This window comes from Burkholderia sp. SRS-W-2-2016, from assembly GCF_001931485.1.
In the GTDB taxonomy this organism is placed as follows: domain Bacteria; phylum Pseudomonadota; class Gammaproteobacteria; order Burkholderiales; family Burkholderiaceae; genus Paraburkholderia.
Window position 1 is genome coordinate 185,678 of sequence record NZ_MSDV01000078.1, and the last position, 21,815, is coordinate 207,492.

Annotated in this window: 26 protein-coding genes and 2 pseudogenes; 14 read left to right on the plus strand and 14 right to left on the minus strand. The window is 60.2% G+C overall.

Translation table 11 applies throughout. The features are described from left to right. Positions 1-30 precede the first annotated feature (30 nt). Complete coding sequence (locus tag BTH42_RS35215; protein WP_075305334.1) at positions 31-264, minus strand: hypothetical protein; 234 nt, start codon at positions 262-264, stop codon at positions 31-33. Positions 265-591: 327 nt separating this feature from the next. Here BTH42_RS35215 and BTH42_RS35220 point away from each other — a divergent pair. The 3 genes and pseudogenes from BTH42_RS35220 to BTH42_RS36375 all read left to right on the plus strand — a co-directional run. Beyond that, positions 592-808 (plus strand): annotated as a pseudogene (locus BTH42_RS35220) (GMC family oxidoreductase); the annotation flags it as partial. A gap of 121 nt (positions 809-929) precedes the next feature. Then, positions 930-1,832, plus strand: coding sequence for an SDR family oxidoreductase (locus BTH42_RS32645; RefSeq protein WP_075305291.1), 903 nt, complete (start codon positions 930-932; stop codon positions 1,830-1,832). A gap of 266 nt (positions 1,833-2,098) precedes the next feature. Beyond that, positions 2,099-2,957: pseudogene (locus BTH42_RS36375) on the plus strand (ATP-binding cassette domain-containing protein); the annotation flags it as partial. Positions 2,958-3,271: 314 nt separating this feature from the next. On the opposite strand, the gene BTH42_RS32665 reads toward BTH42_RS36375, so the two are convergent. The 3 genes from BTH42_RS32665 to BTH42_RS32675 are packed head-to-tail and all read right to left on the minus strand — an operon-like array spanning position 3,272 to position 5,135. After that, a complete protein-coding gene (locus BTH42_RS32665) occupies positions 3,272-3,781 on the minus strand; it encodes a thiamine pyrophosphate-dependent enzyme (RefSeq protein WP_075305295.1) in 510 nt (169 codons plus the stop codon). 60 nt (positions 3,782-3,841) lie between these two features. Continuing rightward, positions 3,842-4,030, minus strand: coding sequence for a hypothetical protein (locus BTH42_RS32670; protein WP_075305296.1), 189 nt, complete (start codon positions 4,028-4,030; stop codon positions 3,842-3,844). Then, a complete protein-coding gene (locus tag BTH42_RS32675) occupies positions 4,008-5,135 on the minus strand; it encodes a thiamine pyrophosphate-binding protein (protein ID WP_075305297.1) in 1,128 nt (375 codons plus the stop codon). The genes BTH42_RS32670 and BTH42_RS32675 overlap by 23 nt, the downstream gene beginning before the upstream one ends. A gap of 236 nt (positions 5,136-5,371) precedes the next feature. Between BTH42_RS32675 and BTH42_RS32680 the strand changes: the two genes are divergently transcribed. Continuing rightward, positions 5,372-5,635, plus strand: a complete 264-nt coding sequence (locus tag BTH42_RS32680) for a hypothetical protein (RefSeq protein ID WP_075305298.1) — start codon at positions 5,372-5,374, stop codon at positions 5,633-5,635. Positions 5,636-6,760: 1,125 nt separating this feature from the next. On the opposite strand, the gene BTH42_RS35225 is transcribed toward BTH42_RS32680, so the two are convergent. The 9 genes from BTH42_RS35225 to BTH42_RS32730 form a co-directional block, all read right to left on the minus strand. Next, positions 6,761-7,069 (minus strand): hypothetical protein, encoded by a 309-nt coding sequence (locus BTH42_RS35225; protein WP_143752300.1) that lies wholly within the window; start codon positions 7,067-7,069, stop codon positions 6,761-6,763. Positions 7,070-7,102: 33 nt separating this feature from the next. Beyond that, a complete protein-coding gene (locus BTH42_RS32685; protein ID WP_075305299.1) occupies positions 7,103-7,309 on the minus strand; it encodes a hypothetical protein in 207 nt (68 codons plus the stop codon). 42 nt (positions 7,310-7,351) lie between these two features. Then, a complete protein-coding gene (locus BTH42_RS32690) occupies positions 7,352-7,819 on the minus strand; it encodes a hypothetical protein (RefSeq protein ID WP_075305300.1) in 468 nt (155 codons plus the stop codon). A gap of 348 nt (positions 7,820-8,167) precedes the next feature. Then, the gene (locus BTH42_RS32700; RefSeq protein WP_075305301.1) at positions 8,168-8,458 is read right to left on the minus strand and encodes a DUF2471 family protein; all 291 of its coding nucleotides are present in this window, start codon (positions 8,456-8,458) and stop codon (positions 8,168-8,170) included. 48 nt (positions 8,459-8,506) lie between these two features. Beyond that, positions 8,507-8,800, minus strand: coding sequence for a DUF6388 family protein (locus BTH42_RS32705; protein WP_075305302.1), 294 nt, complete (start codon positions 8,798-8,800; stop codon positions 8,507-8,509). Between the two features lie 1,038 nt (positions 8,801-9,838). Then, positions 9,839-10,180 carry a hypothetical protein gene (locus BTH42_RS32715; protein ID WP_256702491.1) on the minus strand — a complete coding sequence of 114 codons (342 nt, stop codon included), beginning with the start codon at positions 10,178-10,180 and terminating at the stop codon, positions 9,839-9,841. Positions 10,181-10,187: 7 nt separating this feature from the next. Beyond that, positions 10,188-10,508: a type II toxin-antitoxin system PemK/MazF family toxin gene (locus BTH42_RS32720; RefSeq protein WP_075305305.1), complete on the minus strand. Its 321-nt coding sequence runs from the start codon at positions 10,506-10,508 to the stop codon at positions 10,188-10,190. Continuing rightward, positions 10,502-10,750 carry an AbrB/MazE/SpoVT family DNA-binding domain-containing protein gene (locus tag BTH42_RS32725; RefSeq protein WP_075305306.1) on the minus strand — a complete coding sequence of 83 codons (249 nt, stop codon included), beginning with the start codon at positions 10,748-10,750 and terminating at the stop codon, positions 10,502-10,504. The genes BTH42_RS32720 and BTH42_RS32725 overlap by 7 nt, the downstream gene beginning before the upstream one ends. Positions 10,751-10,859: 109 nt before the next feature. Further along, entirely contained in the window at positions 10,860-11,531 is a 672-nt protein-coding gene (locus BTH42_RS32730) for a site-specific integrase (protein ID WP_075305307.1), read from the minus strand. A 484-nt stretch (positions 11,532-12,015) separates the two neighbouring features. Between BTH42_RS32730 and BTH42_RS35230 the strand changes: the two genes are divergently transcribed. After that, a complete protein-coding gene (locus BTH42_RS35230) occupies positions 12,016-12,639 on the plus strand; it encodes a hypothetical protein (RefSeq protein WP_143752301.1) in 624 nt (207 codons plus the stop codon). On the opposite strand, the gene BTH42_RS32740 is transcribed toward BTH42_RS35230, so the two are convergent. After that, the gene (locus BTH42_RS32740; protein WP_075305309.1) at positions 12,608-13,309 is read right to left on the minus strand and encodes a hypothetical protein; all 702 of its coding nucleotides are present in this window, start codon (positions 13,307-13,309) and stop codon (positions 12,608-12,610) included. The two genes, BTH42_RS35230 and BTH42_RS32740, sit on opposite strands and share 32 nt — an antisense overlap. Positions 13,310-13,812: 503 nt before the next feature. Here BTH42_RS32740 and BTH42_RS32745 point away from each other — a divergent pair. The 9 genes from BTH42_RS32745 to BTH42_RS32785 form a co-directional block, all read left to right on the plus strand. Then, positions 13,813-14,772: a GlxA family transcriptional regulator gene (locus BTH42_RS32745; protein ID WP_075305310.1), complete on the plus strand. Its 960-nt coding sequence runs from the start codon at positions 13,813-13,815 to the stop codon at positions 14,770-14,772. Between the two features lie 331 nt (positions 14,773-15,103). Then, on the plus strand, positions 15,104-15,970 hold the full coding sequence (locus BTH42_RS32750; RefSeq protein ID WP_075305311.1) for an alpha/beta fold hydrolase: 867 nt from the start codon (positions 15,104-15,106) through the stop codon (positions 15,968-15,970). Between the two features lie 95 nt (positions 15,971-16,065). Then, the gene (locus tag BTH42_RS32755; RefSeq protein WP_075305312.1) at positions 16,066-16,785 is read left to right on the plus strand and encodes a hypothetical protein; all 720 of its coding nucleotides are present in this window, start codon (positions 16,066-16,068) and stop codon (positions 16,783-16,785) included. Between the two features lie 9 nt (positions 16,786-16,794). Further along, complete coding sequence (locus tag BTH42_RS32760; protein WP_075305313.1) at positions 16,795-17,841, plus strand: alcohol dehydrogenase; 1,047 nt, start codon at positions 16,795-16,797, stop codon at positions 17,839-17,841. Continuing rightward, a complete protein-coding gene (locus BTH42_RS32765) occupies positions 17,838-18,557 on the plus strand; it encodes a hypothetical protein (RefSeq protein ID WP_075305314.1) in 720 nt (239 codons plus the stop codon). Before BTH42_RS32760 ends, BTH42_RS32765 begins: the two co-directional genes overlap by 4 nt. 46 nt (positions 18,558-18,603) lie before the next feature. Further along, positions 18,604-19,458 (plus strand): alpha/beta fold hydrolase, encoded by an 855-nt coding sequence (locus BTH42_RS32770; RefSeq protein WP_075305315.1) that lies wholly within the window; start codon positions 18,604-18,606, stop codon positions 19,456-19,458. A gap of 36 nt (positions 19,459-19,494) precedes the next feature. Further along, positions 19,495-20,502 (plus strand): zinc-binding alcohol dehydrogenase family protein, encoded by a 1,008-nt coding sequence (locus BTH42_RS32775; RefSeq protein ID WP_075305316.1) that lies wholly within the window; start codon positions 19,495-19,497, stop codon positions 20,500-20,502. A 33-nt stretch (positions 20,503-20,535) separates the two neighbouring features. Continuing rightward, the gene (locus tag BTH42_RS32780) at positions 20,536-21,357 is read left to right on the plus strand and encodes an alpha/beta fold hydrolase (RefSeq protein ID WP_075305317.1); all 822 of its coding nucleotides are present in this window, start codon (positions 20,536-20,538) and stop codon (positions 21,355-21,357) included. A 51-nt stretch (positions 21,358-21,408) separates the two neighbouring features. After that, the coding region (locus BTH42_RS32785; RefSeq protein ID WP_143752302.1) for a catalase at positions 21,409-21,815 on the plus strand (407 nt) is incomplete at its 3' end.

The following is a 21,815-nucleotide window of genomic DNA, read 5'->3' on the forward strand; positions in this document are numbered from 1 at the left end:
CACGTGCGTGCCGACGGCACCGAGTCGTTTTCAGTTATGCGGCTCCCTCGCGCCGCATCGCCGAACGCAAGCGTGCCTTTTTTCCATCGCCGAAAGTATTTCTTCCAGGCGGGCGATGCGCGATCGGTAGAGCGCATTCGACTCGACGCCGGAGAGCGCCGCGATGCGATCGCGCCAGTACGTATGTGGGAATGGGCCTTTGCCGGCGTGCGGCAAAACCTTCTCCAAATGCCGGAGTTCGTTTTCCAGCTCGTGATGAAACATGTCGCGCCTCATGACCGATTTGCTTTTTCGAGTCCAGCGCAGGTGTGAGCATGGCACGTTCCCGGCGGTCGCCTGATGATCGAGCACCCACTGGAGACGAGCATGTCGAGATCGCCTCGGATGTTGCCATGAGCGTATCTCACGGAAATCGGACGGCAGCGTCGTCGCACTCCATCGGCCGGGGCTTTTGCACGTCGGGATGCGCGACCGATGCCAAGCAGAGCGCACTCATGGATTGCTCGCGCGGTGGGCGCGGGTGCCGAAATACGCGATCTGGCGATGGCCGGCCGTATCGTGACCGACGACGCCGGACGGGTCAACGGTGTCGACTATCTTCATCTGAACGGCACGGCTCGCAGGGGTTGAGCACGCATCCACCAGCCTGGTCGACGCGGACTGCCGGAGCTGGGATATTCCGAACCTGTGGATATGCGATGGTTCGGTGTTTCCACAGTAGGGGGTCAATCCTTCTCTGACCATTCAGGCGATCACATGTCGGACTGCCGAGCGGATCGTCGAACTGGCAGCGCGCGGCAAACTATAGACCTTGCGCATGGCCGCACAGCGCTTCCGCCTGGGAATAAGTGTTGCTCGCTCGCCGGAGTTCCGGGTATTGCACGCCAACGCCGCGGCACTCGCCACAGACAGACTCAAGGAGTCCATTCATGTCCGACACTAAAGATCAGTTCTCCATGCAGGACCCAACGAAGCAATATCCGCAACCGCCATTCGGACGACAGCCGCAGCCGGCACCCGGCCTCGCGAAGCAGATGATTCCCCAGCCCGATCACGGCGAAACCAGCTACAAGGGCTTTGGCAGGCTGGCGGGCCGGCGAGCGGTGATTACCGGCGCCGACAGCGGTATTGGCCGCGCGGTGGCAATCGCATTTGCCCGCGAAGGCGCCGACGTGGCGCTGAACTATCTGCCGAGCGAAGAAGCCGATGTCCGGGAAGTCATCCAACTCGTGAAGGAAGCTGGTCGCAACGCGATCGCGCTCCCCGGCGATATCGCCGACGAAGCCTTTTGCACACAGCTTGTCGATCAATCAGTCGAACAACTCGGTGGCCTGGATATTCTGGTCAACGTCGCGGGCAAGCAGACATACGTCGAGAACATTGCTGAGCTGCAAACGGAACAGTTCGAAGCGACTTTCCGCACCAACGTCTTCGCAATGTTCTGGCTGTGCAAGGCCGCATTGCCACATCTGCCACCGGGCGCAACCATCATCAATACGACGTCGATCCAGAGCTATCAGCCAAGTCCGGGGTTGCTCGATTACGCGTCGACCAAGGCGGCAATCACTGCTTTCACTCATGCACTCGCGAAACAGGTGGTCGGCAAGGGTGTCCGCGTCAACGCCGTCGCGCCGGGGCCGGTGTGGACGCCGCTACAGCCAAGCGGCGGTCAGCCGCAGGCAAAGGTCGAAAAATTCGGTTCCGAAGTGCCGATGAAACGACCCGGACAGCCTGCGGAACTTGCACCCGTCTACGTACTGCTAGCATCACAGGAGTCGAGCTTTGTGACCGGCGAGGTGTACGGCGTGACGGGTGGCAATCACCTGACGTGAGGACCAAGCGGGTAGCTCACACGAAAACGGAATCCTTTAGCATGTCCAGAAGGAGCGTCAGCGAGGGGGCTCATGCCCCCACAGCGCAGTAGCCTCCCCTCAGCGCGTCGACAGGCGACAGGCTCGCTTCAGACATGCCCGCGGCGCAGCTGTCGGCCCTCTCGCGGCAGACGCGGCACATCGCAGTACTCGTCGGTGTATACGAATACTTCACAAATACCGTCGGTCAAACGGCCGCGTGACCACGAACGTGCGCGTCAGCCACAGTCAGCAATATGTGCCCGGTTCGCGCATTCCGCGCGATGGTGCTGGAACGGCAGCGCTTTCGACGATCGGCTCTCAGCCGAGAGCGCTGCGTGCAGACGCAGCTTGCTGTACCTCGAGAAGCTGAGGCAGGTGCATGCGCTTGCCACCTCTGTTCTTTCCGCCTCCGTGCTCGGCTGGACCGTATGGCTATAGAGCATCGGACGGGCGACTACCGGCGACGCGGTTCTGGTGGGCTCGCTCGACTTCGTGATTCTGCACGGTTCGCGTGATATCGCAGTCGCGTTCATCGATCTGACGCAGCGCGTTGCTCGGCTGGGTGAAGCCTCGCAAACCTTGCTGATTCCGCACTCGATGCCCGAGCCTCTGCGGGCAGCGCCGCTCGAAGTCCATCAAGCCCGAGGCCGACGTGCGCCGCGCGTGCAAGGATGCCCACTGCCTCGCTTTCGTCGCGGCGATGCCTGGCGGGCTGATGCCATCGCTGGCTACCGCGGCCTCAAACTGTCCGGCGGCTAACGCCAGCGCATCGCAATTGCACGAGCTATCCTCAAGGATTCACCGATTCTCCTGCTCGACGAAGCGACCTCGGCGCTCGACACGGCGTCGGAAATCGCCATCCAGGCGGCGCTCGATCGGCTCATGAAACATTGCACGGTGGTGGCAATCGCTCACCGGCTTTCGACACTGCAAAGCTTCGATCGCATCGTGGTGCTCAACCGCGGCCAGATCGTCCAGCAAGGTATGCCGGCTGAACTGGCCGCGGTGCCCGGCATCTACCGCGACACACTGGCACGCCAGACCAGGCGGCCACCGCTGCGGCAGAACTGGTGTGAGGGCGGTTCGAAAAAGGGCACTCTTTAACAGCTCGCTTGCGGGCATCGCCCTTGCGCACGTCAGTCGCCGAGCAGCACAACCGCTTCTTCGATCGGAGCTGATATGAAAAATCCTTGGGTGAAAAAGAATCCGTTTCTCAGCATGTGGCTGAGCGGGGCAAATGCAGTGGCCGGCTCCGCGCGCGGACGCGCGACCGCAGCGGCGAAACGCGCGGCTGCAAGTTACTGGAGCGTCGCGCTTTCACCGCCGAAACCGAAGAAAAGAAAGCGCACGCGACGTTGAATACAGCTGTTGGCGGCGAACCGTGTGCGTGCGCGACCATCATCGAGCTGTCGAAGACCTCAGGCTTTCAACTGGTGCGGCATGCTGATCGGTTCCGCCGGATCGACGTGCAATTCGAGCAGCGCCGTGCGTCGAGAGGCGAGCGTCGCGGCAATCGAAGCGCGCAACGTTGCCGGATCCTTGCATCGGAATCCATGGGCGTCGCACGCCATCGCGACCTGCGCGAAATCGATGCCGCCGAGCTCGCAGCCATAAGGTGGATTGCGGAATTCCTCTGCTCGAACACGACTTCGGCGAGCATGTTGTTGCGCATTACGATTGCCTTTCAATGACAGCTGGTTCCTCACCGCAGTCGAGAGTTCGGCCATCAGCATCGCAAAGCCGCCGTCACCGACGATGGCAACGACCTGGCGGACGGGGCTCGCGAACTGCGCCGCAATCGCGAACGGCAGGCCCGGACCCCTTGTCGCGAGTATCCCGGCGGCGATCAGCTGCTGCTGGCGTCGCAGCGTGAGAAATGCGTGCCGCGAAATGGGTGTTCGCGCCGCAATCCAGGCAGACGATCGCATCCGGCGCGAGCGCGTCGCTGATCTCGCGCATCGCGCTTTGCGGCCGCAATGGGCTGCGCTCTACCGCGGCCACGCGCTCGAGCAGCGCGTTCCACTGCGCCACGCCGGCTTGGATGTCGCGCAGGCATGCGTCGCTTTTTGCCGCAGCAACGACAGCAGCGCATGCAGCGTTTCCTTCGTCTCGCCCACCAGCCCGACTTCGACCGGAAAGCGCAGGCCGATCCGCTCAGACCGCAGATCGATCTGCACGCCGCGAGCGGCGCCGGGCTGGGGTAGGATCGACCCAAGGCATCGTCGAACCGATGATGAGAACGGTGTCGCAACGATGCATCGCATCCTCGGATGGGACGGTGCCGGGATGACCGATGCCACCCGTCGAAAACGGCGAGTCGTCGGGCAGCACAGTGCGCCCAAGCAACGCCCTCGCGACCGGCGCATTGAGCCGTGCGGCCACCCGCTCAAGTTCTTCGCGCGCACCTAGCGCCCTCGCGACTCGGTTGCCGGCGTTGAGCACTGCGGCGACGGCCCGCACGTCCGCGCCCGCCGGCGTCGAAGCGGCACGACTCCACGCGGCCGAGGTGCGCAAGCCATGGTTTCGCATTGACGCTTTATCGTCCGCGAGCCGCTGTGCCTGCACGTCTTTCGACACGGCAAGATGCGCTACGCCGCGCTGACCCAGCGCGCTGCGGCACGCATGGTCGGTCACCACCACCGCATGCCGCAGGCCCGTGACGGCGACATTGAAAAGCGCGACATCGTCCATCAGCGCCGGCGCGTTCCCGCTCTTCTGGAAGCGGGTGCCGTGCAGGTCGTGGAAGGTTAGTCCAGTGATGGCCAGCACTGGCTCGCCATCGAGATGCGCGTCGTAAAGGCCGTTGGTCAGATGCACGGCACGCGGGCCGGTCGTCGCCACACATACGCCGAGGCGCCCCGTCGCTTTGGCCCAGCCGCTTGCCATGACCGCGGCGGCTTCTTGATGGCGCACGCCGATGAAGCGGATCCGGTCCTCACGTTTGCGCAGCGCTTCGATGAGCGGATTAATTCCATCGCCCACCATCCCGAACACATGATCGACATCCCATGCGAGCAGTGTTTCGACGATCACGTCGGCGGTCGTCGCGTTGTGCGCGACGTCGAATTGCGGCTGCCGCTCCCGATTCACCGCTTGATCGTGTGGTGCGGGCGCGGTGGTCTGTGCGGCTGCGAGCCGCGTGTGGAGAAAGCTTGCGCCCCCAGCCGCGGCCGCCTTGAGCAACGCACGGCAAGGCTCCGAGCGCGGCGCGTCGGAATCGTACACCGACGGCGCACCTGTCCGGACGTCGACACCCGAGCCCGATGTGTGGGTCGAAGTCATGGCTGTGCTCCTTGATGCGCGATGGCACGCAGGCGCCAAAAGGCAGGCCCGCGACACACCCCTTTGCGCGCTTTGCGAAAACCGGTCGACGGTATCGCTGAGTCCGAGAAAGTGCCGCTCCTGTCGCTGGCTGTCGCCTTCGGGTCTCGCCGCTGCGGTTGTCATTGCCTGTAGGCACAGGCAATGCTGCGCCTAGATCGGAGATGCCAAAAGCACTTTCCAGACAGGAGACGACCATGAAGATGATAGTGGCAGCAACAAGCGCAATTTCCGTTTTCGCCAGTACCTGCGCATACGCGCAAACCAGCAATGACAGTGCGAAACCAGCGAACCCGAGTGCCGAACAGTCGCAGCCTGGAAATGCCGGCCAGAACATGGGCCGGGCAGCGAATGCTGGCGAAACGAAGCCCGCCAGCGGCACATTGATGCAGAAGCGTCAGAACGCCATGTCACCCCAAGGCGCGTCAAACTCGAACACAACCGGCACGATGAAGCAGTGACGGGGATACGGATCCCGATGGGAACGGTTAGGAGCGCGCCGCTACTACTACGCCGCGCTTCCTCGCACTTCAACCAGCCTACGCTTTGAAGGTTTCTGTTGATGTCCGCGCAGAACTCACCCAACGGGGATGCGGACATTTTCCTGGACTGATTTACGTCGTTAGCCCGAGGCTTTCTCGGTACTCGATGGGGCTGAGATAGCCAAGCGAGCCCTTGATCCGTTTCTCGTAGTGGGTCGCCCCACTGCCTTACGGCAGCGGGGCCCCCGAAGAACGCAGCATGCGATTTTCACCGCACTGCGCTCGAGCACAGCATTAAGCGTCGCGCTGACGCCGGTCTCGCTAACGGCACGAGCCCTTCGCAAGCTTCACATTGTTGATTCGCCTCATCGCTGAGACGAAGGGCGCTGAACCGTAGCGATACCGGTCTCTCACAAGCTTCCCCTCGATGAATCTCAAACGTGGACCTGCGACAACTGCACCACGCGGAAGTCTGCACCCTTTCAGGTTAGGGCAAATCCTGAATCCCTATACGGACTATTACCGCCCGTTACTCGCTTTTTCCGCGTTCTCATATCCACTTGTCCAACAGATCCCCTTGCGCCTCACCTGCCCAGTCCAAACCGCTGACTCGGGCGGACAATTGGACTTACCACGCTCCCGTTTCTGCCAACCCGGTTGCTCTCGGGCTTATCCGTTTGGCGCCCGTCTATTCCCCGGCAGCATAATGACGACGTACCCCCGGGTACAAGGGGAGTAACCGGCTGCGTACCTTTTGGTCTGGGCCCATTAGCCGCTTCGGCCCATTATCCGCCACGAGGTTTATCGACGATTCACATCTGTTGCGCATGCGGAACTTGCCTTGCCTCGACGCCACATTGCGGCTCGCAGCGTCACCACATATCGTCACCGAATGCGGTGTCTTTCGACGAGCACGTTGTCGTTGGAGCTTCAGACCCGGCAGTTATGCTTCTCCGGGACTGCCCGTCCTGCCAGTTTTGGAACAATCACGGAATCCTCCAGTGCGGAAACGGGTAAAGCCCGCGTTGGTGCCGAAAGCCGTCAACCCTCTCCGGCGCTTCCCCGCGGCCTCGCGCAGATTTCCTATTTTCCGTAGATGAATATTCATAGCGCTGGACGTTTGTTCGGAGCGAACACACCTTGCGAAATTCTCGCGTTGACAAGTTCATCGTCAGCAGACTTTCTTTGACCTCCCGGCTCAACTATCAACTCAACGTCCTCGCCATGTCGCTTTTTCATTACACCCAAGATTGCCGCTCGAAACCGCTCAGCCAAAGCCTCAGATGTAAGCGTGACCGCCTTATCGTAGCCAGCAAGTTTCGTGTTCGCTGATAGGAAACAACCATCTTTCGCTTGCAATGCGAAGGTGTGCGATTGAAGGTCCGCGTGTTCAACCCTGATCGTCCAGCTCACGGGTTTCACGTGATCAGTTTTCCGTCTCTTGAATCAGTCATAGATCAACAACTGGATTTTCGCCAATTGCGTCTTGTAGAACTCCACCAAGTCCTTCGCGTTGTCTGCCGTGCCCAAGGCGTCAGGTTCCGCAAGCATGGCCGCGAACGATTCGAGCGCGACACGGACGGTCATCGCTGCGGTCTCGCTGAGAATCTCGCCGTTTATCGCGATCGTTGGCTCATCCCGTCCAGCATGCATGTCTTCTTCCCGTTTTCCGATGGTTCGCCGTGGTTTGACATATCACCGGGTAGGATGAACCGTCTTGGTCCTGCTTTCACCATCACCGTCAGTCCAGTCGATTCGAACCGTCAACTTTGATGGACTGTTCATGTGAACCGAGGCGATAAGCTCGACAGACTGATACTTTTCCAAGGTTTGCAAAGGAAATTTTCCATCGACATCTCTCTGCGAAACCAGCTCATTTCCCTCTGGAAAAGAGATCGAGACGTTTCGAGCGACAGCGGGACCTTGGTTATAGATCTTGAGTCGATAGTTGCCACTTCCTACTCTCAAGAAAGCAGCACCGGGATTGGCCCGTTTTGCCTCGGCCCGTTCCGTCGCCTCTTTGTCCGTGAGCAAATCATTCAGCTGTCGCTGGCTCCCGATCAATTTCTCTTGCTTCCTGTTGAACTGCAGCATTTTCCATGTCGAATAGCAGGACAGCACAAGTGCGAGTATTGCGGCATAACCGCTCAGATCAAGGAGCATTGAAAGAAAACCTATTTGATGGTGATGCTTTTGTTACCTTTAAATGCATTCTTTAGCGTCTTCCTCAACTCGTCGCTGAGATCTTGAGCCGCTTGTTTACCTATTTCGTTGATGTGTGCCTCAATGTTTTTCACGATTTTCCTCGCGCAATTCGGCACGAGTAATGCTCCGACCACATGAAGCACACGTGGCCATCGCCGAATCGTCCTCAGAAGCGCCTTCAAATGAGAAGTGGGTTCCAGCGCATGTCGGACATTGCATCGCGATCACGCGGTTATATTTTGAACTGTCCATCTTATACCTCGCGTGGTAGGTTGGTGTTCGTTAGCGGTTTGCAATTTTCCTTGGTCAGTTGACGCGGCGCCAAGCTTCGTCAATCGCTCCCAACACCGGCGGCACGAAGTCATGGCCCTCGAACGAAACAGGACGCTCGTCTTTGGGATAATCTAATGCCTCTGGTGCGCGAAGCATATTCAAAATCTGCGAGCTGTGCTTGCCGGTCCCTGAAGCTTCCGCGAGGCTTTCGGATTCGATCCTATGGAGTAGCGCCCATGTCAGCACGCCAGCTTCCCGATGCCGCTGCACAACTGCGGGCACTGCCTTCTTTACTGTCTCCAGCGCAGCAAACAATACGTCCATTCCCGACTCCACTTACTAGTGCCTGCCGCGCCGGCGAATTTTCCGATCTCAAATGCCCAAGCTTTGTTTGAGGGCGGCATCACGGCGTTCCAGCATCGATCGCAACTCTTCGGCGGTGTCAGCGATACAGCTCCAGAACAGTTCCGTTGAATCGACCCCCTTTGCCAGGGCCACCTCGCGAAGCTCTCGCATCGTCTCGCTTTCGCGAAGGAGTTCCAGGCTGACACCCAAGGCATCAGCTTCGGCCCGAGTTAGCGCATCAATTTTGCGCTTTATTTCAGGATGACCGTCGAGGAACCGTTTGCGCCCTTTGGCTAACTGTTCATCGGTGAGTTTCTTCATTGTCTTTAGCTCGTTGATACTACATTGAAGCGGGTTATCGATCCGGTTCCGGCGGCTGGCGCGGGTGCTCTTCGTTCTCCTGTGCTGCGCGTTGCGGCGAATTTTCCTTGCCTTATCCGGTTTTCGACTGTCGCTCAAAACCACGTCGAATCCACTTGACTGCCCACCCCAGCACGAGCACTAGCGCGACAGGAACGAGCGCGATTTCGAGGTACTTCAAGATCAATGCGGGCCAGCGTTCACGCACATACTCCTCGTATGGTGCTCGGTCAGTCTTCCCGACGTATCTGTTTGGGTCGCTCTCGACTTCGGAATCAGCGTACCTGCCAGATAGCTCCTTGCTTCGGATTCGGGTTGGGCTGCTGAAAAAACGAAAGAACTCGTTCCAAGGCCTTCCTTCGTGCATCGTAGATTCTTTTACCGTACAGCGATGCCACGGGCTCATAGGCAAGATAACCAACGAATGCGACCCAAACTAGCGCCCCTACAATCCAAAGCCTGACCCAGCCATTCAGCCTCATTGCGGCCCCTTTTTTCTGTTTTCCGATTTTCCTATTTCAATTCGCGAAACACCGCCGGGCCGCCAATCAGACCCACGGCGATTGTCGTGCTCCGGCCGTAATTGCGAGGCTCGTGCCTAACTTCATACCCATCCTCATCTTGCGACAACCGGGATATATGCTGCTCGACCGTCGCATCCGTATCGCACACAGCCGCGAGATTCCGCATTAGTAAATCACTTCGCAATGACCGCAAACATTCCAGCAGTGTAGGCATCCCGTTTTCCTATCGGTCCGCAAGAACACGTTCGGAGGGGTGCGAAAAAACGGCGTAGTGACCGCACGTGCTGCACTGAGTTGCAGTTCCGGCGAGCAGGTCGTCGTAGCGTCTGTGAATCATCGCGCGGTCGAATTCCTCGCGTGGCTCATCACAGGAATACTCCGCCACAGATAGTGAGCGACGGCAATTTTGGCAGTCCACTGTCAGAGGTCGCTTTTGAGCTTTCGCCATTTACCAGTTTTGCGATTTTCCGATCGATCAAACCAGAATCGATTTGCCACGTTCCGCTGCAACCCAAAGGATTGCAGCACGGCCTGCGGCTCCCTTGTCGGCATGGTCGGCAATGTTTTCGACCCGGCGAAGATTCCCCAAATCGGCAATTGCAAACGAGGGCGGACCACCCGCGAAGCTGAGGATGATGTTGTTTGCAACAGGCAGTCGATAGGCCACGGCGTCGCTGAGGTGCGGATTAAACACGAGCCTCGATCCGTTCTCGCGCGGCGAAAGGTCATCATCTTCTGCTGACCAGATGAGGGGCAGGCCCATCGTCTTGGCGGCGTTCTCCAACGTCTGCCGCTGCGTCATTGTGCTTTCGTTCATATTTTCCCTATTCTGCAAAGACTTCCTGCAAGGTTCGCAGGGTGTCCAACAACGTCTTATCGGCCACTGCGCCCTCTTTCTTAACGAGGCGCACCTTGTCTACTGCGCGAATCTGATCCAGAAGGATCAAGCCCTGTTTGCGCTTGAACGTCACGGGAATCCGAAACGGCGCAGGACGCCCCTTGGAAGTCATCGGCGCGACGACGACCGTGCGCAAGTGATCGTGCATTTCGGGAGGCGAAACGACGACACACGGGCGCGTCTTTTGAATCTCACTACCGAGGGTCGGATCGAGTGCAACCAACCAGACTTCCCCGCGCGTCACCACGTCAGCTCCGCGTCATCGGCATTCGAAAACTCGCCCATGACCAGCGCATCGCCGCCACTCTCGGCCAGCGCCTTGCTTGCTTCCGCCCAGCCCTCACGGGGTTTGTGCTTCGGACGGCGCAGGACAATCGCGTCGTTCTCGACTTCCATCTCCACTTCGCTCTCCAGCCCGAGTTGCGCAAGGACCGGCTTGGGAATTAGCACGCCCTGCGAGTTCCCCATCCTGCGAATCGTCGTTTTCATGAAACCTCCAAAGTAAGAACAATGTTAGACCATAGCGGGGCAGAAGTAAAGACAATGTTATTACGTTTTGCGTCGCCCGTCTCGACGGCCACGCTGGGTCGGATGACTCTCATAACACCTCGCAAAACATCTGTCGCAGCCTTTTATCGGACACGGCCAGATAGGGCAAAACGTGGTCGAGTTCGGCATGGCCTAGTAGCAACTGCACAGTCTCGATATCGTGCCCCTGCGCAACCAGGTTACTGGCAAACGAGCGCCGCCCAGAATGGGATGATCCACCGCGTATCCCCGCATCCTTGTAGAGCTTTGTGACGTGGGATTGAAGGCTGTCACACGCAGAGTAATCAACCTGCTCCCCGGCCTCATTGATGCGCCGCTTGGTGTTCATCGCAAACTTGCGACCCTTGCCAGCAAGGATCAGGCAAGTTGACGGCGAGAGTCCGCGATAACGCTCTGCGGTTAACTCGGTCCCGATGCTGCGCGCAATGCGATGGCTCAAATAGCACTCCAACGCCGAAACCGTTTTCGGATGCGTGAGGTAGACGCATCGCTGCCGACAGCCCTTCGTTATCGCGGCCCGAAGACTGACCTCTGAACGGATCGCGCCCGAAGGGAACAGCACGTCTTGAACCTCAATTTGAGCTATTTCGCTGACACGCATTCCGCACGTAATGCCTAGCAGGAGAACGAGGCAATCGCGCTCGGGATGGCGCGATGTTGCAGACGTGACGGCGAGTAGATGCCGGATTTGAGCCGGTCGAAGTGTTGCAGCTTGTGCCATGCGCCCCTCTGAATGGGATCGGTTAATGACGTATTCAGAGAGAGATTTGGTGAGGGTCTTTTTCAAGCGTATCACGGCTTGTTTATTCGATTCCTCGAAGGGTAACCATGGTTATGTTACTCTTACAAACACCAGATTTCAGGTGTTGCTTCAGGTGCGATTGCTCTTCACAGACGAGAATTTCTCTATAGCTGGATCACCTGTTCTGGATATGCCGTTCCTTGTTGATCAGCACATGGAACCGGTCGAGCCGGCCAATGGTTACTTGCTCTATCTCGCTGTCCATCGCGGTCGAACCCGAAGCCCCCAAACCTGGAGGAACCACGGCGAAGCTCTGAACGATTTCTTCGCGTGGTTGGAGGTTAGAGGGTTGGACTGGCAGCAAGGCTGCCAGTCCAACCCTCTCCCTGGGAAGCCATCAGCGCTTGCCATGTACCGGAATTGGTCACTCGGTGCGACCGTAGTTGGAGATAGCGGTCGCGCATTGAAGCGCAGCACGATCAATCAACGGCTTACCTGCCTGATCGCGTTTTACCGTTGGGCAGAGAGTCGCCAGCTGATTCCCGCTTTGCCGTGGATGGAGGAGGATCGGCTTGCCGTGCAGCGGCCGGCAGATTTCATGCGACACACTCGCGCCGGCGCCCAATACGCAAACTCGAACGATCTGAAGCTGCGCACGTACACGGAGCCGCCGAAGTTACTTTCGTTGGATCAGTGCAAGCACTTGATTCGAGCGCCAATGTCGCACGCGGTCCGCCTGATGACGGCCTTGATGCTTCAGGCTGGGCTACGCAACGAGGAATGCCGATCGTTCCCGCGGAACTACGTTTTCAATCCAGCTCGGCTGAACCGACGTGATCGCATTCGCCTCGACCTGCGGCCCGAGCACATGGAACTCAAGTACGACAGGCCCAGAACGGTCTATGTCTCGTGGCAGATGATGATGGAGTTGCACCAGTATGTCCGGTTTGGGGAACGGGCACGCAGAGCGTCCGGCAACGCGAATACCGGCCAGACGGTGCTCTTCCTCAACAGGGATGGTGCGCCATTTAGCAAGAAGGGATTGAACAATGCTTTCAGGCGGCTAAACTCCCCACTCTGCGCGTGAATGACGCCCATCCGTCGACGGCGGCAAGGTCGCGCGCATAGTCGGCCATACGCTTGTGCAACTGCACGCCGTTGAGTTGTCGGGCCGGCATTTTTCCTCCCGCGCGCGCGAACAGGTAACCGTTCTTCTCGAGGCTTTCCTCCTCGGCCAGAGTTAGCTCGTTGCCCTCAATTCCACCCAACTGGACTTCCTGCGCGTCGAGCCGCCGGTAGCGGGTCCGCATGTACCAAAGTGCGAACATGCTATCGATGTGGCGCTTCTGCGAGGAGGCGATCGAGTTGACCTTGCCGTGAAGGATCGGCCGCACGACCGCCTGGAAACTGTCCTCGATATGCTTCATGTGCATCTCGGTTGGCTGATCCCAAGCGCGCATCGCACAGAAAATATGGTCATCGGGCTTCGCATGGCGATGCTTGCCCCTGAGCATGTCGAACACTGCCACTTGGCGGCGCTGACCAACAAAGGGCTCTATGCAGCGCACGGGAAAAACATGCTGCTTGATCGTCAGCTCGTTGGGATTCTTGGGCTGGGTCTTTTCTGGCCGGCTACCTATCGCTGACGGCTTGGCGACGGGCTGGGACAGCATGCCCAGCGTCCGAGCCATGACGGCAGCTGCCGCCATGGCTGAGTTCGGATCATTCTCCTTGCAAGCAATTCTGACGACCGGCATATTCTCAATTCCATGAAAGGAAGCCGAGCCTGCATTTTAAGGGTATCCGCATTTGTCGGTTGATGCGCCCGCAAAATGCTGCGGCGCAAGTCGAGCACCCCTGGGAACACGCGGACCAGCCGTCTCAATTCGATCCATTACCGACGGTCGGGTCGTCAAGCATCCAGCGGCAGGTAACAGTGGCGGAGGAGCCATTCCGCGCCCTTGCCAGACGATCCCAACGCACCATACTGCAAATGTCCACCGCAGCCGCAACGTTGAGGAACGTGGGCAACTGCATCTAGCGTCGGCGCACTTCGCTCCAAACTTGCCCTGACGTACCGGATCTGGAGTATCGGCATTGTGAGTCTCAGGTGCTGCACCTTGATTCCCGATGCTTGCGACGTTCCTGTAGCATCGCTTCTCCGGCGTGCGGGGATGTCGTATCCGCCGCCCCAGCCAGCCTTCCCACTTAACGCGGGATCGTTGGTGCACCCCACAATGCCATCTTTATGGAGCCTCGGATGCGTCGCATCGGACTTGTCGTCGTCCCGCAGTTTCAGGTGGTGAGCCTGCTTACATTAACGGTGTTTGAGATAGCCAATATTCGTGCGGGGCGATCTTTATACGAAGTGAGCGTCATCTCCGAGGACGGCGGGCCGGTAGAAGCGTCGTTCGGAATGTGCGCCACAACGAAACCGGCCCGGACGCTGGAGTTCCATACCGTATTCGTCGGCGCGTCACTGGACACTCCGCCGCTCACCGACCGAATGCGCGATTTGCTAATTCGCTTTTCCGAGAGCACAGAGCGGATGGCGTCCATATGTCTCGGTGCTTTCCTGCTCGCGGAGGCCGGTCTGCTCGACGGGCGTCGGGCGACTACCCACTGGGCGTTCCTCGACAGATTCAAAGAGCGCTACCCAGCAGTCTCCGTCGTGAAAGACGCCATCTTCGTACGGGACGGCGAACGGTGGAGTTCGGCCGGGATGAGCACGGCCGTCGACATGGCGCTCGCGATGCTGGAGGACGATCTCGGCCCGGACGCCGCCGTCCAGGTCGCAAAGGACATGGTTATTGAGCGATGGCGGCGATCGGGGTCGCAGCCGCAAAGGTCGGTTCTGATCGAGCATCCGGCACGCACGAACCGGATACACGACGTCATCACTCACATACGTGCCAACCTTGAAGCGGACCTCACCGTCGACAAACTGGCGGACGTTGCAAAAATGAGCAAGCGTCAGTTTGCCCGCCGCTTCAAGGACGAAACCGGCCTTTCCCCTGCAAAAGCGGTGGAGCGCATCAGGCTGGAGACGGCCCGAGATTTCGTGACCAGTTCGTCGTGGACCATCGACACCATCGCGCGCGAAACAGGCTTCGCCGATCCCGAACGCATGCGGCGATCTTTCCTGCGAGCATTCGGCGAGCCGCCGCAAGCCTTGCGACGCCAGGGCAAGGACGAGCGCGACCAGACTGGCTCAGACTGAAGCGACAGGTCTGCGCCCCCCGCAATTCACCCCTCACGCAGCATGGCACGAAAGGTGGGAAATTCGTCCCACGACGCGTTTTCGTCATGAATAGAATGGGCGCTGTTACCGGTACCCAGACAGTTGCGAGAGTGCTTCAGTGTGCTGACGCGCCGCGAGCGGAACGAGGTCTCGTACGTGATAAGCGGCGTGTTGATTAAACAGATCAGCTTCGGATTGCGTGCTCAGCGTCGCCAGGACGAACTGAGTCACGACTCTGTGATGCACGAGATGACCTCGCCGGCAACTGGTCGGCGCAGTAAATCCCCAATCAAACACCTGATCCCAGACGATGACTGCTCGTACGACCCGCGTTTCTCCCAGCATCAGCGCCACGACCCGTTTCGCCGAAGTCGAAGGACGGCGCCTCGCCTATCGCACATTCGGTAGCGGCATGCCTCTCGTGTTGTGTGTGCGCTTTCGCGGCACCATGGATGCGTGGGACCCGCTGTTTCTCGATAGCCTTGTCGAGCAGGGCTTTCAGCTTACTGTCTTCGATTACAGCGGTCTCGGGCAATCCACCGGCGAGCGTACTTATCACCCTGCATCGCTGGCGAACGATGCTATCGACCTGATCGCCGCGCTGAAGCTGGGCAAGGTCGTCATAGGCGGATGGTCGGTTGGTGGGATGGCAGCACAGATCGTGCTCGCTAGCGCCCCGCAACTGGTTTCTCATGCTGTCCTGATTGCGACCACGCCGCCGGGGCCGCTCGTCAAAGCGGGAGAACAACTGTTCTACACGCTGGCGAAACGCGAGAACGACTTTGAAGACTTCGTCACGCTGTTTTTTGAGCCGACCTCGCAGGCCAGCCGCGCCGCAGCCGAGCAGTCGGCAAGACGGCTTGCCGAACGAACGGGCGACATGAGCCCCGCCGTGCCGGTCGAGTGGGCCGCAGCGCAGATTGGAGACGGCCCTAAAAATCCGGTCTTTCCAGTTGATGCGGTACTCCACGCACTAAAGTTGACATCGATTCCGGTACTTCACCTGGGCGCGGACCATGACATCGTTTTTCCGGTTGAAAACTGGTATGCGCTGAACGGTCAACTGCCCACCCTTCATATCGTGACCCTGCCACGCACGGGGCACGGACCGCACCACGAATATCCGCGAGCCGCCGCGAACCATATCGCGGCGTTCGTCGGCCTGCACACCCGGTAATCGATACAGAGACTTTTGCGGGCGTACCGGACGCCCCGTTGAGGTGATCTTTGTTAGCCGGGTCGAAGAACCGCATAAAGCAATAAGGAATGCAGATGGATGAACTAATTGATTTGGCTGTTCATGCGGCGGGCGGGATGGACCGCTTCAGGAGCTTCCGGAGCGTGTCGGCGCAACTGCATCACACCGGCGTGATTTGGGGCCTTAAGCAACGAGAGGGTGTCTTGACCGACTGCCGGGTAACGGTGCAATTGCATGAGCAATGCGTTTCGCACAGACCGTTTGCGCCGACGAACCACTACTCCGTCTATACGCCTTCTCGAGTCGAAATCCGGCGGGATGACGCCGGCGTGGTCGAACGCCTCGACGATCCACGCAGCTCGTTCGAAGGCTATCAGATGCAGACGCCGTGGTCCGATGCGCAGCTCGCCTATTTCGCGGGCTACACGATGTGGACTTATCTGACTTCGCCCTTCCTCCTTCGTCACACCGGCGTTCAGGCACGCGAGATCGAACCCTGGACGGTCGACGGCTTGCAGTGGAGGCGTCTTCGCGTCGAATTTGCACCGGGGATTGCGACACATAGCGCCGTGCAGACCTTTTATTTCGACGCCGACGGACTGCTGCGGCGGCACGACTGCGAGGTGGACATCCAGGGGCGCAACGCGGCGGCCCGATACCTGAGCGACTACGTCGAGGTGCAGGGAATTCGGATGCCAACACGCTTTCGCATCTATCCGCGCACAGCGCAAAACGTTGCCCTGCCGGAGCCGTTGATCGTCGGTGTCGATCTGTCCGATTTCCATTTCGAATAACGAGGAACCATGACGAATCGATCCACTTACCGGGCAGCAGTAGTGAAGGCACCGGGACAACTCGAGCTGGTAGAGCGCCCAATCCCGGAGCCCGCCTATGGGCAGGTCCGCATTCGCATTGAGGCTTGCGGCGTGTGCCACTCCGATAGCGCCACGGTCGAGCGTGCAGCGCCCGCAGACGGTGAGCCGCGGGTGCCGGGCCACGAAGTCGTCGGCCGGATCGAGGCGCTCGGCGCCGGCGTCGAAGGATGGCGCATCGGCCAGCGGGTCGGCGTGGGCTTTCTGGCGGGTGAAGATCGTACCTGCCCGTCGTGTCGGCAGGGCGACGTCGTGAACTGCGAAAGCCCCGTCATTACCGGCATGACGACCGACGGCGGCTACGCGGAAATCATGCTGGCAGGAGCGCGCGGTCTCGTGCGTGTGCCGGACGATCTCGACGCCGCCGAGGCGGCACCGCTGCTTTGCGCCGGACTCACGACGTTCAACGCGCTGCGCAATGCCGGCGCACGCGCAGGCGACGTGGTCGCAATTCACGGCTTGGGCGGTCTCGGACATCTTGCGGTCCAGTTCGCCAACAAGATGGGCTTCTATACGGTCGCGATTGCCCGCGGCGCGGACAAGGCCGAACTCGCCGTCCAACTGGGCGCCCATCGCTACATCGATGCCAAAGCCGAAGATGTCGCCGCAACGCTGCGCGGGATGGGCGGCGCAAAGGTGCTACTCGCCACGGCGCCCACGGGAGCGGGCATGGCCGCGACGGTCTCGGGCCTCGCCGCTTGGGGCAAGCTCGTGGTGGTCGCAGTTCCCGGCGACCCGATCAGTGTCAATGCAGTCGACTTGGTGTTCGGCGGCCGATCGATCGTCGGTGCGCTTACCGGGACTGTTTCCGACAATGAACAGACCTTGGCTTTTGCGCGATTGCGGGGCGTACGTCCGATGATCGAGACGTTTCCGCTCGAAGAGGCGCAGGCGGCCTACCAACGCATGATGCGCGCCGACGTACGGTTTCGCGCCGTACTGGTCATGAATTCCAATAACCGTGGAGCCCACGTATGAACACTATTGCTCAATCCATCATCGACGCTCACGGCGGCCTTGCTCAATGGCGCAAGTTTCATCAGGTTCGCGCCCGTCTCGTGCAGGGCGGAGCGCTGTGGGGACTCAAGGGTCAGGCCGGCGTTCTCGACAGCACGACGGTAACCGTGGCTACCGACCGTCAATGGGCCTCGCATGCCCCGTTCGGAACGCTTGCTGCACGCAGCGAATTCACCGGCGACCGCATCGCTCTCTTGGACCAGGCGGGACGTGCGATCGAGGAGCGCCGCAGTCCCCGTGCGTCGTTTGAGGGACACACGCTGGAGACACCTTGGGACGCGTTGCAGTTGGCCTTCTTCGCTGGGTGCGCGATGTGGACGTATCTGAATACGCCGTTCGTGCTGGCATGGGAAGGCGTGACATGCTCGGAAGAAGGCGACTGGTACGAGCAGAACGAAGCGTGGCGCAAGATCCGCGTGCAGTACCCGGATGACCTCGAGGTATTCAGCAAGGTGCAGGCCATCTATGTCGGTCCCGACAATCTCGTCAGGCGTCTCGACTACGACGTCGAGATCGCCGGCAATACCCCTGGCGCGCACTACGTCAGCGACTACACAACGGTGTCCGGAATCCGCATCCCGACGAAGCGCCGCATTTACCCGCGCACGGCCGACGGACATTCACTGCCGGAGCCGCTCGTGGTTTCGATCGACCTGCATGAAATCGAGTTGAGCTAAGACCTGAGAACGGAGCGCCTCGTGCGCTGATCGAGGATATCGAGACATGACCGCAATGACTTCATCCAACGCACCGACGCGTTATATCGATGCGGCCGGCGTGCGCTACGCGTATCGCCGCTTCGGCAAACGCGACGGCGGACTTCCGCTGCTTTGCCTGCAGCACTTCACGGGCACGCTGGACAACTGGGACCCGGCCGTCGTTGACCGCCTGGCGCAAGACCGCGAAATCATCCTTTTTGAAAATGCCGGCGTGGGTCGCTCGGGCGGCCATGTGCCTGCATCGGTTCGCGAGATGGCAGAGCGCGTGCTGCACTTCGTCGATGCGCTGTCGCTTGCGAAGTTCCACATCCTGGGGTTCTCGCTCGGCGGTTTCCTCGCACAGGAGATCGCGCTTGCGAAGCCCGATCTGGTCGGCCGCCTCATCATTTCCGGCAGTGCTCCCGAAGGCGGCGAAGGTGCGGGCATGGACCGTCCCGAACTGCTCGCCATCTATACCGACGGCGAAATGCCAATGAACGAGAAGCTCAAGCGGCTGTTCTTTCCGGCCACGCCGGAAGGTCAGGCGGCGGCCACGGCGTTCGTCGATCGTCTCGAGGCGCGTAGCGCGGAGCGCGATCTACCGGCCGGTCCCGAAGTCGCCTCTGCGCAGCTACAGGCGATGATCGCCTGGGCCAACTGGAGCGGCGACGTACATCAAAAACTCGGCCGTATCACGCAGCCGGTTCTCGTCACCAATGGCGACGACGACCGCATGATTCCCACGCAAAACAGCTTCGCGCTGGCGGCGGGACTGCCCAACGCGACGTTGATCGTCTATCCGAATTCCGGGCACGGCGCGCTGTTTCAGTATGCAGACACGTACGTCGCGCACGTCCGCGAATTTCTGCGCGGGCTGTGAGCGTTCCGCGTCACAGGTCTTTTTGAGGAGCGACTCTTGAAAGCTATTGTTTACGCACAGGCCGGTTTGCCTATCGACGATCCGCAGGCACTCTACGAGGCGGATATCCCGACTCCCGCGCCCGGACCCCGTGATCTGCTGGTGAGAATCCAGGCCATTTCGGTGAATCCGGTGGACACGAAACTGCGCGCAAGCGTGCAGCCGGATGGTCCCCGCATCCTTGGCTGGGATGCGGTGGGTAAGGTGGAAGCCGTCGGCACCGAGGTCGAACTGTTCGAAGTAGGCGACGAAGTCTGGTACGCCGGCGATATCACGCGTCCAGGCAGCTACGCCGAATACGGCCTCGTGGATGAGCGGATTGCGAGCCGCCGGCCGGTCTCCTTGTCGGCAGCCCAAGCGGCGGCCTTGCCGCTAACGGCAATCACCGCGTGGGAGTTGCTGTTCGACCGCCTCAAGGTTCCCGAAAGCGGCGGCGCGGGCCAGAGCCTGCTCGTTATCGGCGCGGGCGGTGGCGTTGGCTCGATCCTCGTGCAACTCGCTCGGAAGCTGACCGCGCTCACGGTCATCGGTACCGCATCACGGCCTGCGACGCAGGCCTGGGTTACGCAACTGGGCGCACATCGTGTGATCGACCACAGCAAGCCGTTGCAGCCGCAATTGCGGAACTTCGGTATCGAGCATGTCGACCACGTGATCAGCCTCACGCATACCGACGTCTACTACCCGCAGCTCGTCGAGCTGCTCAAACCAGAAGGCCAACTCGCACTGATCGACGATCCGGCAACGCTCGATGCGATGCCGCTAAAACGCAAGTCGATTTCGCTTCATTGGGAATTCATGTTCACGCGGTCAATGTACCGAACGCAGGACATGATTCTTCAGCATCGGCTTCTTGAGCGCATCGCCGCGCTCGTCGACGACGGCTTGCTGAAGAGCACCGTTGGGCAGAGCCTCGGCAAGATCGACGCCGATAACCTGCGCCGGGCCCATGCCTTGATCGAGGCGGGCCGCGCGCAGGGAAAGATCGTGCTGGAAGGATTCTGAACCTGCATTGATTTCATCAAACTGGAAAACACCATGAGCACGATCACCACGAAAGACGGCACGCAAATCTTCTACAAGGACTGGGGCAGCGGTCGCCCCGTCGTGTTCTCGCACGGCTGGCCGCTCAATGCGGACGCCTGGGATGCGCAGATGCTGTTCCTCGTGCAGCACGGCTTTCGCGTCATCGCACACGACCGCCGCGGCCACGGCCGCTCGGACCAGCCCTTCCAGGGCAACGACATGGACACCTACGCCGACGACCTCGCCGCATTGCTCGATGCGCTCGACCTGCGCGAAGCCACGCTCGTGGGCCACTCCACGGGCGGCGGCGAGGTCGCGCACTACATCGGCCGTCACGGCACGAAGCGGGTGGCGAAGGCCGTGCTGATCGGCGCCGTGCCGCCCATCATGATCAAGACCGAAGCGAACCCCAATGGCCTGCCGCTCGACGTGTTCGACGGCATCCGCAAAGGCGTGGCCGGAAACCGCGCGCAGTTCTACAAGGACCTCGCGGCACCGTTCTTCGGCTATAACCGGCCGGGCGCCCAGGTCTCGCAGGGCGCCATCGACGCGTTCGTGATCCAGGGCATGGCCGGCAGCGTATATGGGCAGTACCAGTGCATCCACGAATCCTCGGAAGTGGACTACACGGAAGACCTCAGGAAGATCGACGTACCCACGCTGATCCTGCACGGCGACGACGACCAGATCGTGCCGATCGACAATGGCGGCCGCCTCTCCGCAAAGATCGTGAAGAACGCCACGCTGAAGGTCTACGCGGGCGCCTCGCACGGCATGTGCGTGGTGAACGCGGGTCAGGTCAGCGCGGACCTGCTCGCGTTTTTGCAGTCCTAACGCAGGCACTGCCTCTACTTGCTTCCTCGACCTCGCGTCGACCCCCAGTCCATGACTTCCAACACTCTCACGAACGCCGCCGGCGCGCCCGTCGCCGACAACCAGAACTCGATGACCACCGGCCCGCGCGGCCCGGTTGTCCTTCAAGACGTATGGCTGCTCGAAAAGCTCGCCCACTTCGATCGCGAGGTGATTCCCGAACGCCGCGTGCACGCGAAGGGCTCCGGCGCTTTCGGCACCTTGAAAGTGACGCACGACATCACGCAGTACACCAAGGCAAAAGTGTTCACGCAGCCCGGCAAGGAAACGCCGCTGTTCATGCGCTTTTCGACGGTCGCCGGCGAGCGTGGCGCGGCCGACGCCGAGCGCGACGTGCGCGGCTTCTCGATCAAGTTCTATACCGAGGAAGGCAACTGGGACGTGGTCGGCAACAACACGCCGGTGTTCTTCATCCGCGA

What these genes read in the sequence shown, in the direction of transcription:
- BTH42_RS32680 (WP_075305298.1), top strand. Translation starts at nt 5,372, where the DNA reads ATGAAGATGATAGTGGCAGCAACAAGCGCAATTTCCGTTTTCGCCAGT.
- BTH42_RS35215 (WP_075305334.1), bottom strand. Translation starts at nt 264, where the DNA reads ATGTTTCATCACGAGCTGGAAAACGAACTCCGGCATTTGGAGAAGGTT.
- BTH42_RS32755 (WP_075305312.1), top strand. Translation starts at nt 16,066, where the DNA reads ATGGATGAACTAATTGATTTGGCTGTTCATGCGGCGGGCGGGATGGAC.
- BTH42_RS32685 (WP_075305299.1), bottom strand. Translation starts at nt 7,309, where the DNA reads ATGCATGCTGGACGGGATGAGCCAACGATCGCGATAAACGGCGAGATT.
- BTH42_RS32780 (WP_075305317.1), top strand. Translation starts at nt 20,536, where the DNA reads ATGAGCACGATCACCACGAAAGACGGCACGCAAATCTTCTACAAGGAC.
- BTH42_RS32740 (WP_075305309.1), bottom strand. Translation starts at nt 13,309, where the DNA reads ATGCCGGTCGTCAGAATTGCTTGCAAGGAGAATGATCCGAACTCAGCC.
- BTH42_RS32645 (WP_075305291.1), top strand. Translation starts at nt 930, where the DNA reads ATGTCCGACACTAAAGATCAGTTCTCCATGCAGGACCCAACGAAGCAA.
- BTH42_RS32725 (WP_075305306.1), bottom strand. Translation starts at nt 10,750, where the DNA reads ATGAAAACGACGATTCGCAGGATGGGGAACTCGCAGGGCGTGCTAATT.
- BTH42_RS32745 (WP_075305310.1), top strand. Translation starts at nt 13,813, where the DNA reads ATGCGTCGCATCGGACTTGTCGTCGTCCCGCAGTTTCAGGTGGTGAGC.
- BTH42_RS32715 (WP_256702491.1), bottom strand. Translation starts at nt 10,180, where the DNA reads ATGAACGAAAGCACAATGACGCAGCGGCAGACGTTGGAGAACGCCGCC.
- BTH42_RS32760 (WP_075305313.1), top strand. Translation starts at nt 16,795, where the DNA reads ATGACGAATCGATCCACTTACCGGGCAGCAGTAGTGAAGGCACCGGGA.
- BTH42_RS32675 (WP_075305297.1), bottom strand. Translation starts at nt 5,135, where the DNA reads ATGACTTCGACCCACACATCGGGCTCGGGTGTCGACGTCCGGACAGGT.
- BTH42_RS32770 (WP_075305315.1), top strand. Translation starts at nt 18,604, where the DNA reads ATGACCGCAATGACTTCATCCAACGCACCGACGCGTTATATCGATGCG.
- BTH42_RS32700 (WP_075305301.1), bottom strand. Translation starts at nt 8,458, where the DNA reads ATGGACGTATTGTTTGCTGCGCTGGAGACAGTAAAGAAGGCAGTGCCC.
- BTH42_RS32750 (WP_075305311.1), top strand. Translation starts at nt 15,104, where the DNA reads ATGACTGCTCGTACGACCCGCGTTTCTCCCAGCATCAGCGCCACGACC.
- BTH42_RS32665 (WP_075305295.1), bottom strand. Translation starts at nt 3,781, where the DNA reads ATGCGATCGTCTGCCTGGATTGCGGCGCGAACACCCATTTCGCGGCAC.
- BTH42_RS32765 (WP_075305314.1), top strand. Translation starts at nt 17,838, where the DNA reads ATGAACACTATTGCTCAATCCATCATCGACGCTCACGGCGGCCTTGCT.
- BTH42_RS32730 (WP_075305307.1), bottom strand. Translation starts at nt 11,531, where the DNA reads ATGGCACAAGCTGCAACACTTCGACCGGCTCAAATCCGGCATCTACTC.
- BTH42_RS32705 (WP_075305302.1), bottom strand. Translation starts at nt 8,800, where the DNA reads ATGAAGAAACTCACCGATGAACAGTTAGCCAAAGGGCGCAAACGGTTC.
- BTH42_RS32690 (WP_075305300.1), bottom strand. Translation starts at nt 7,819, where the DNA reads ATGCTCCTTGATCTGAGCGGTTATGCCGCAATACTCGCACTTGTGCTG.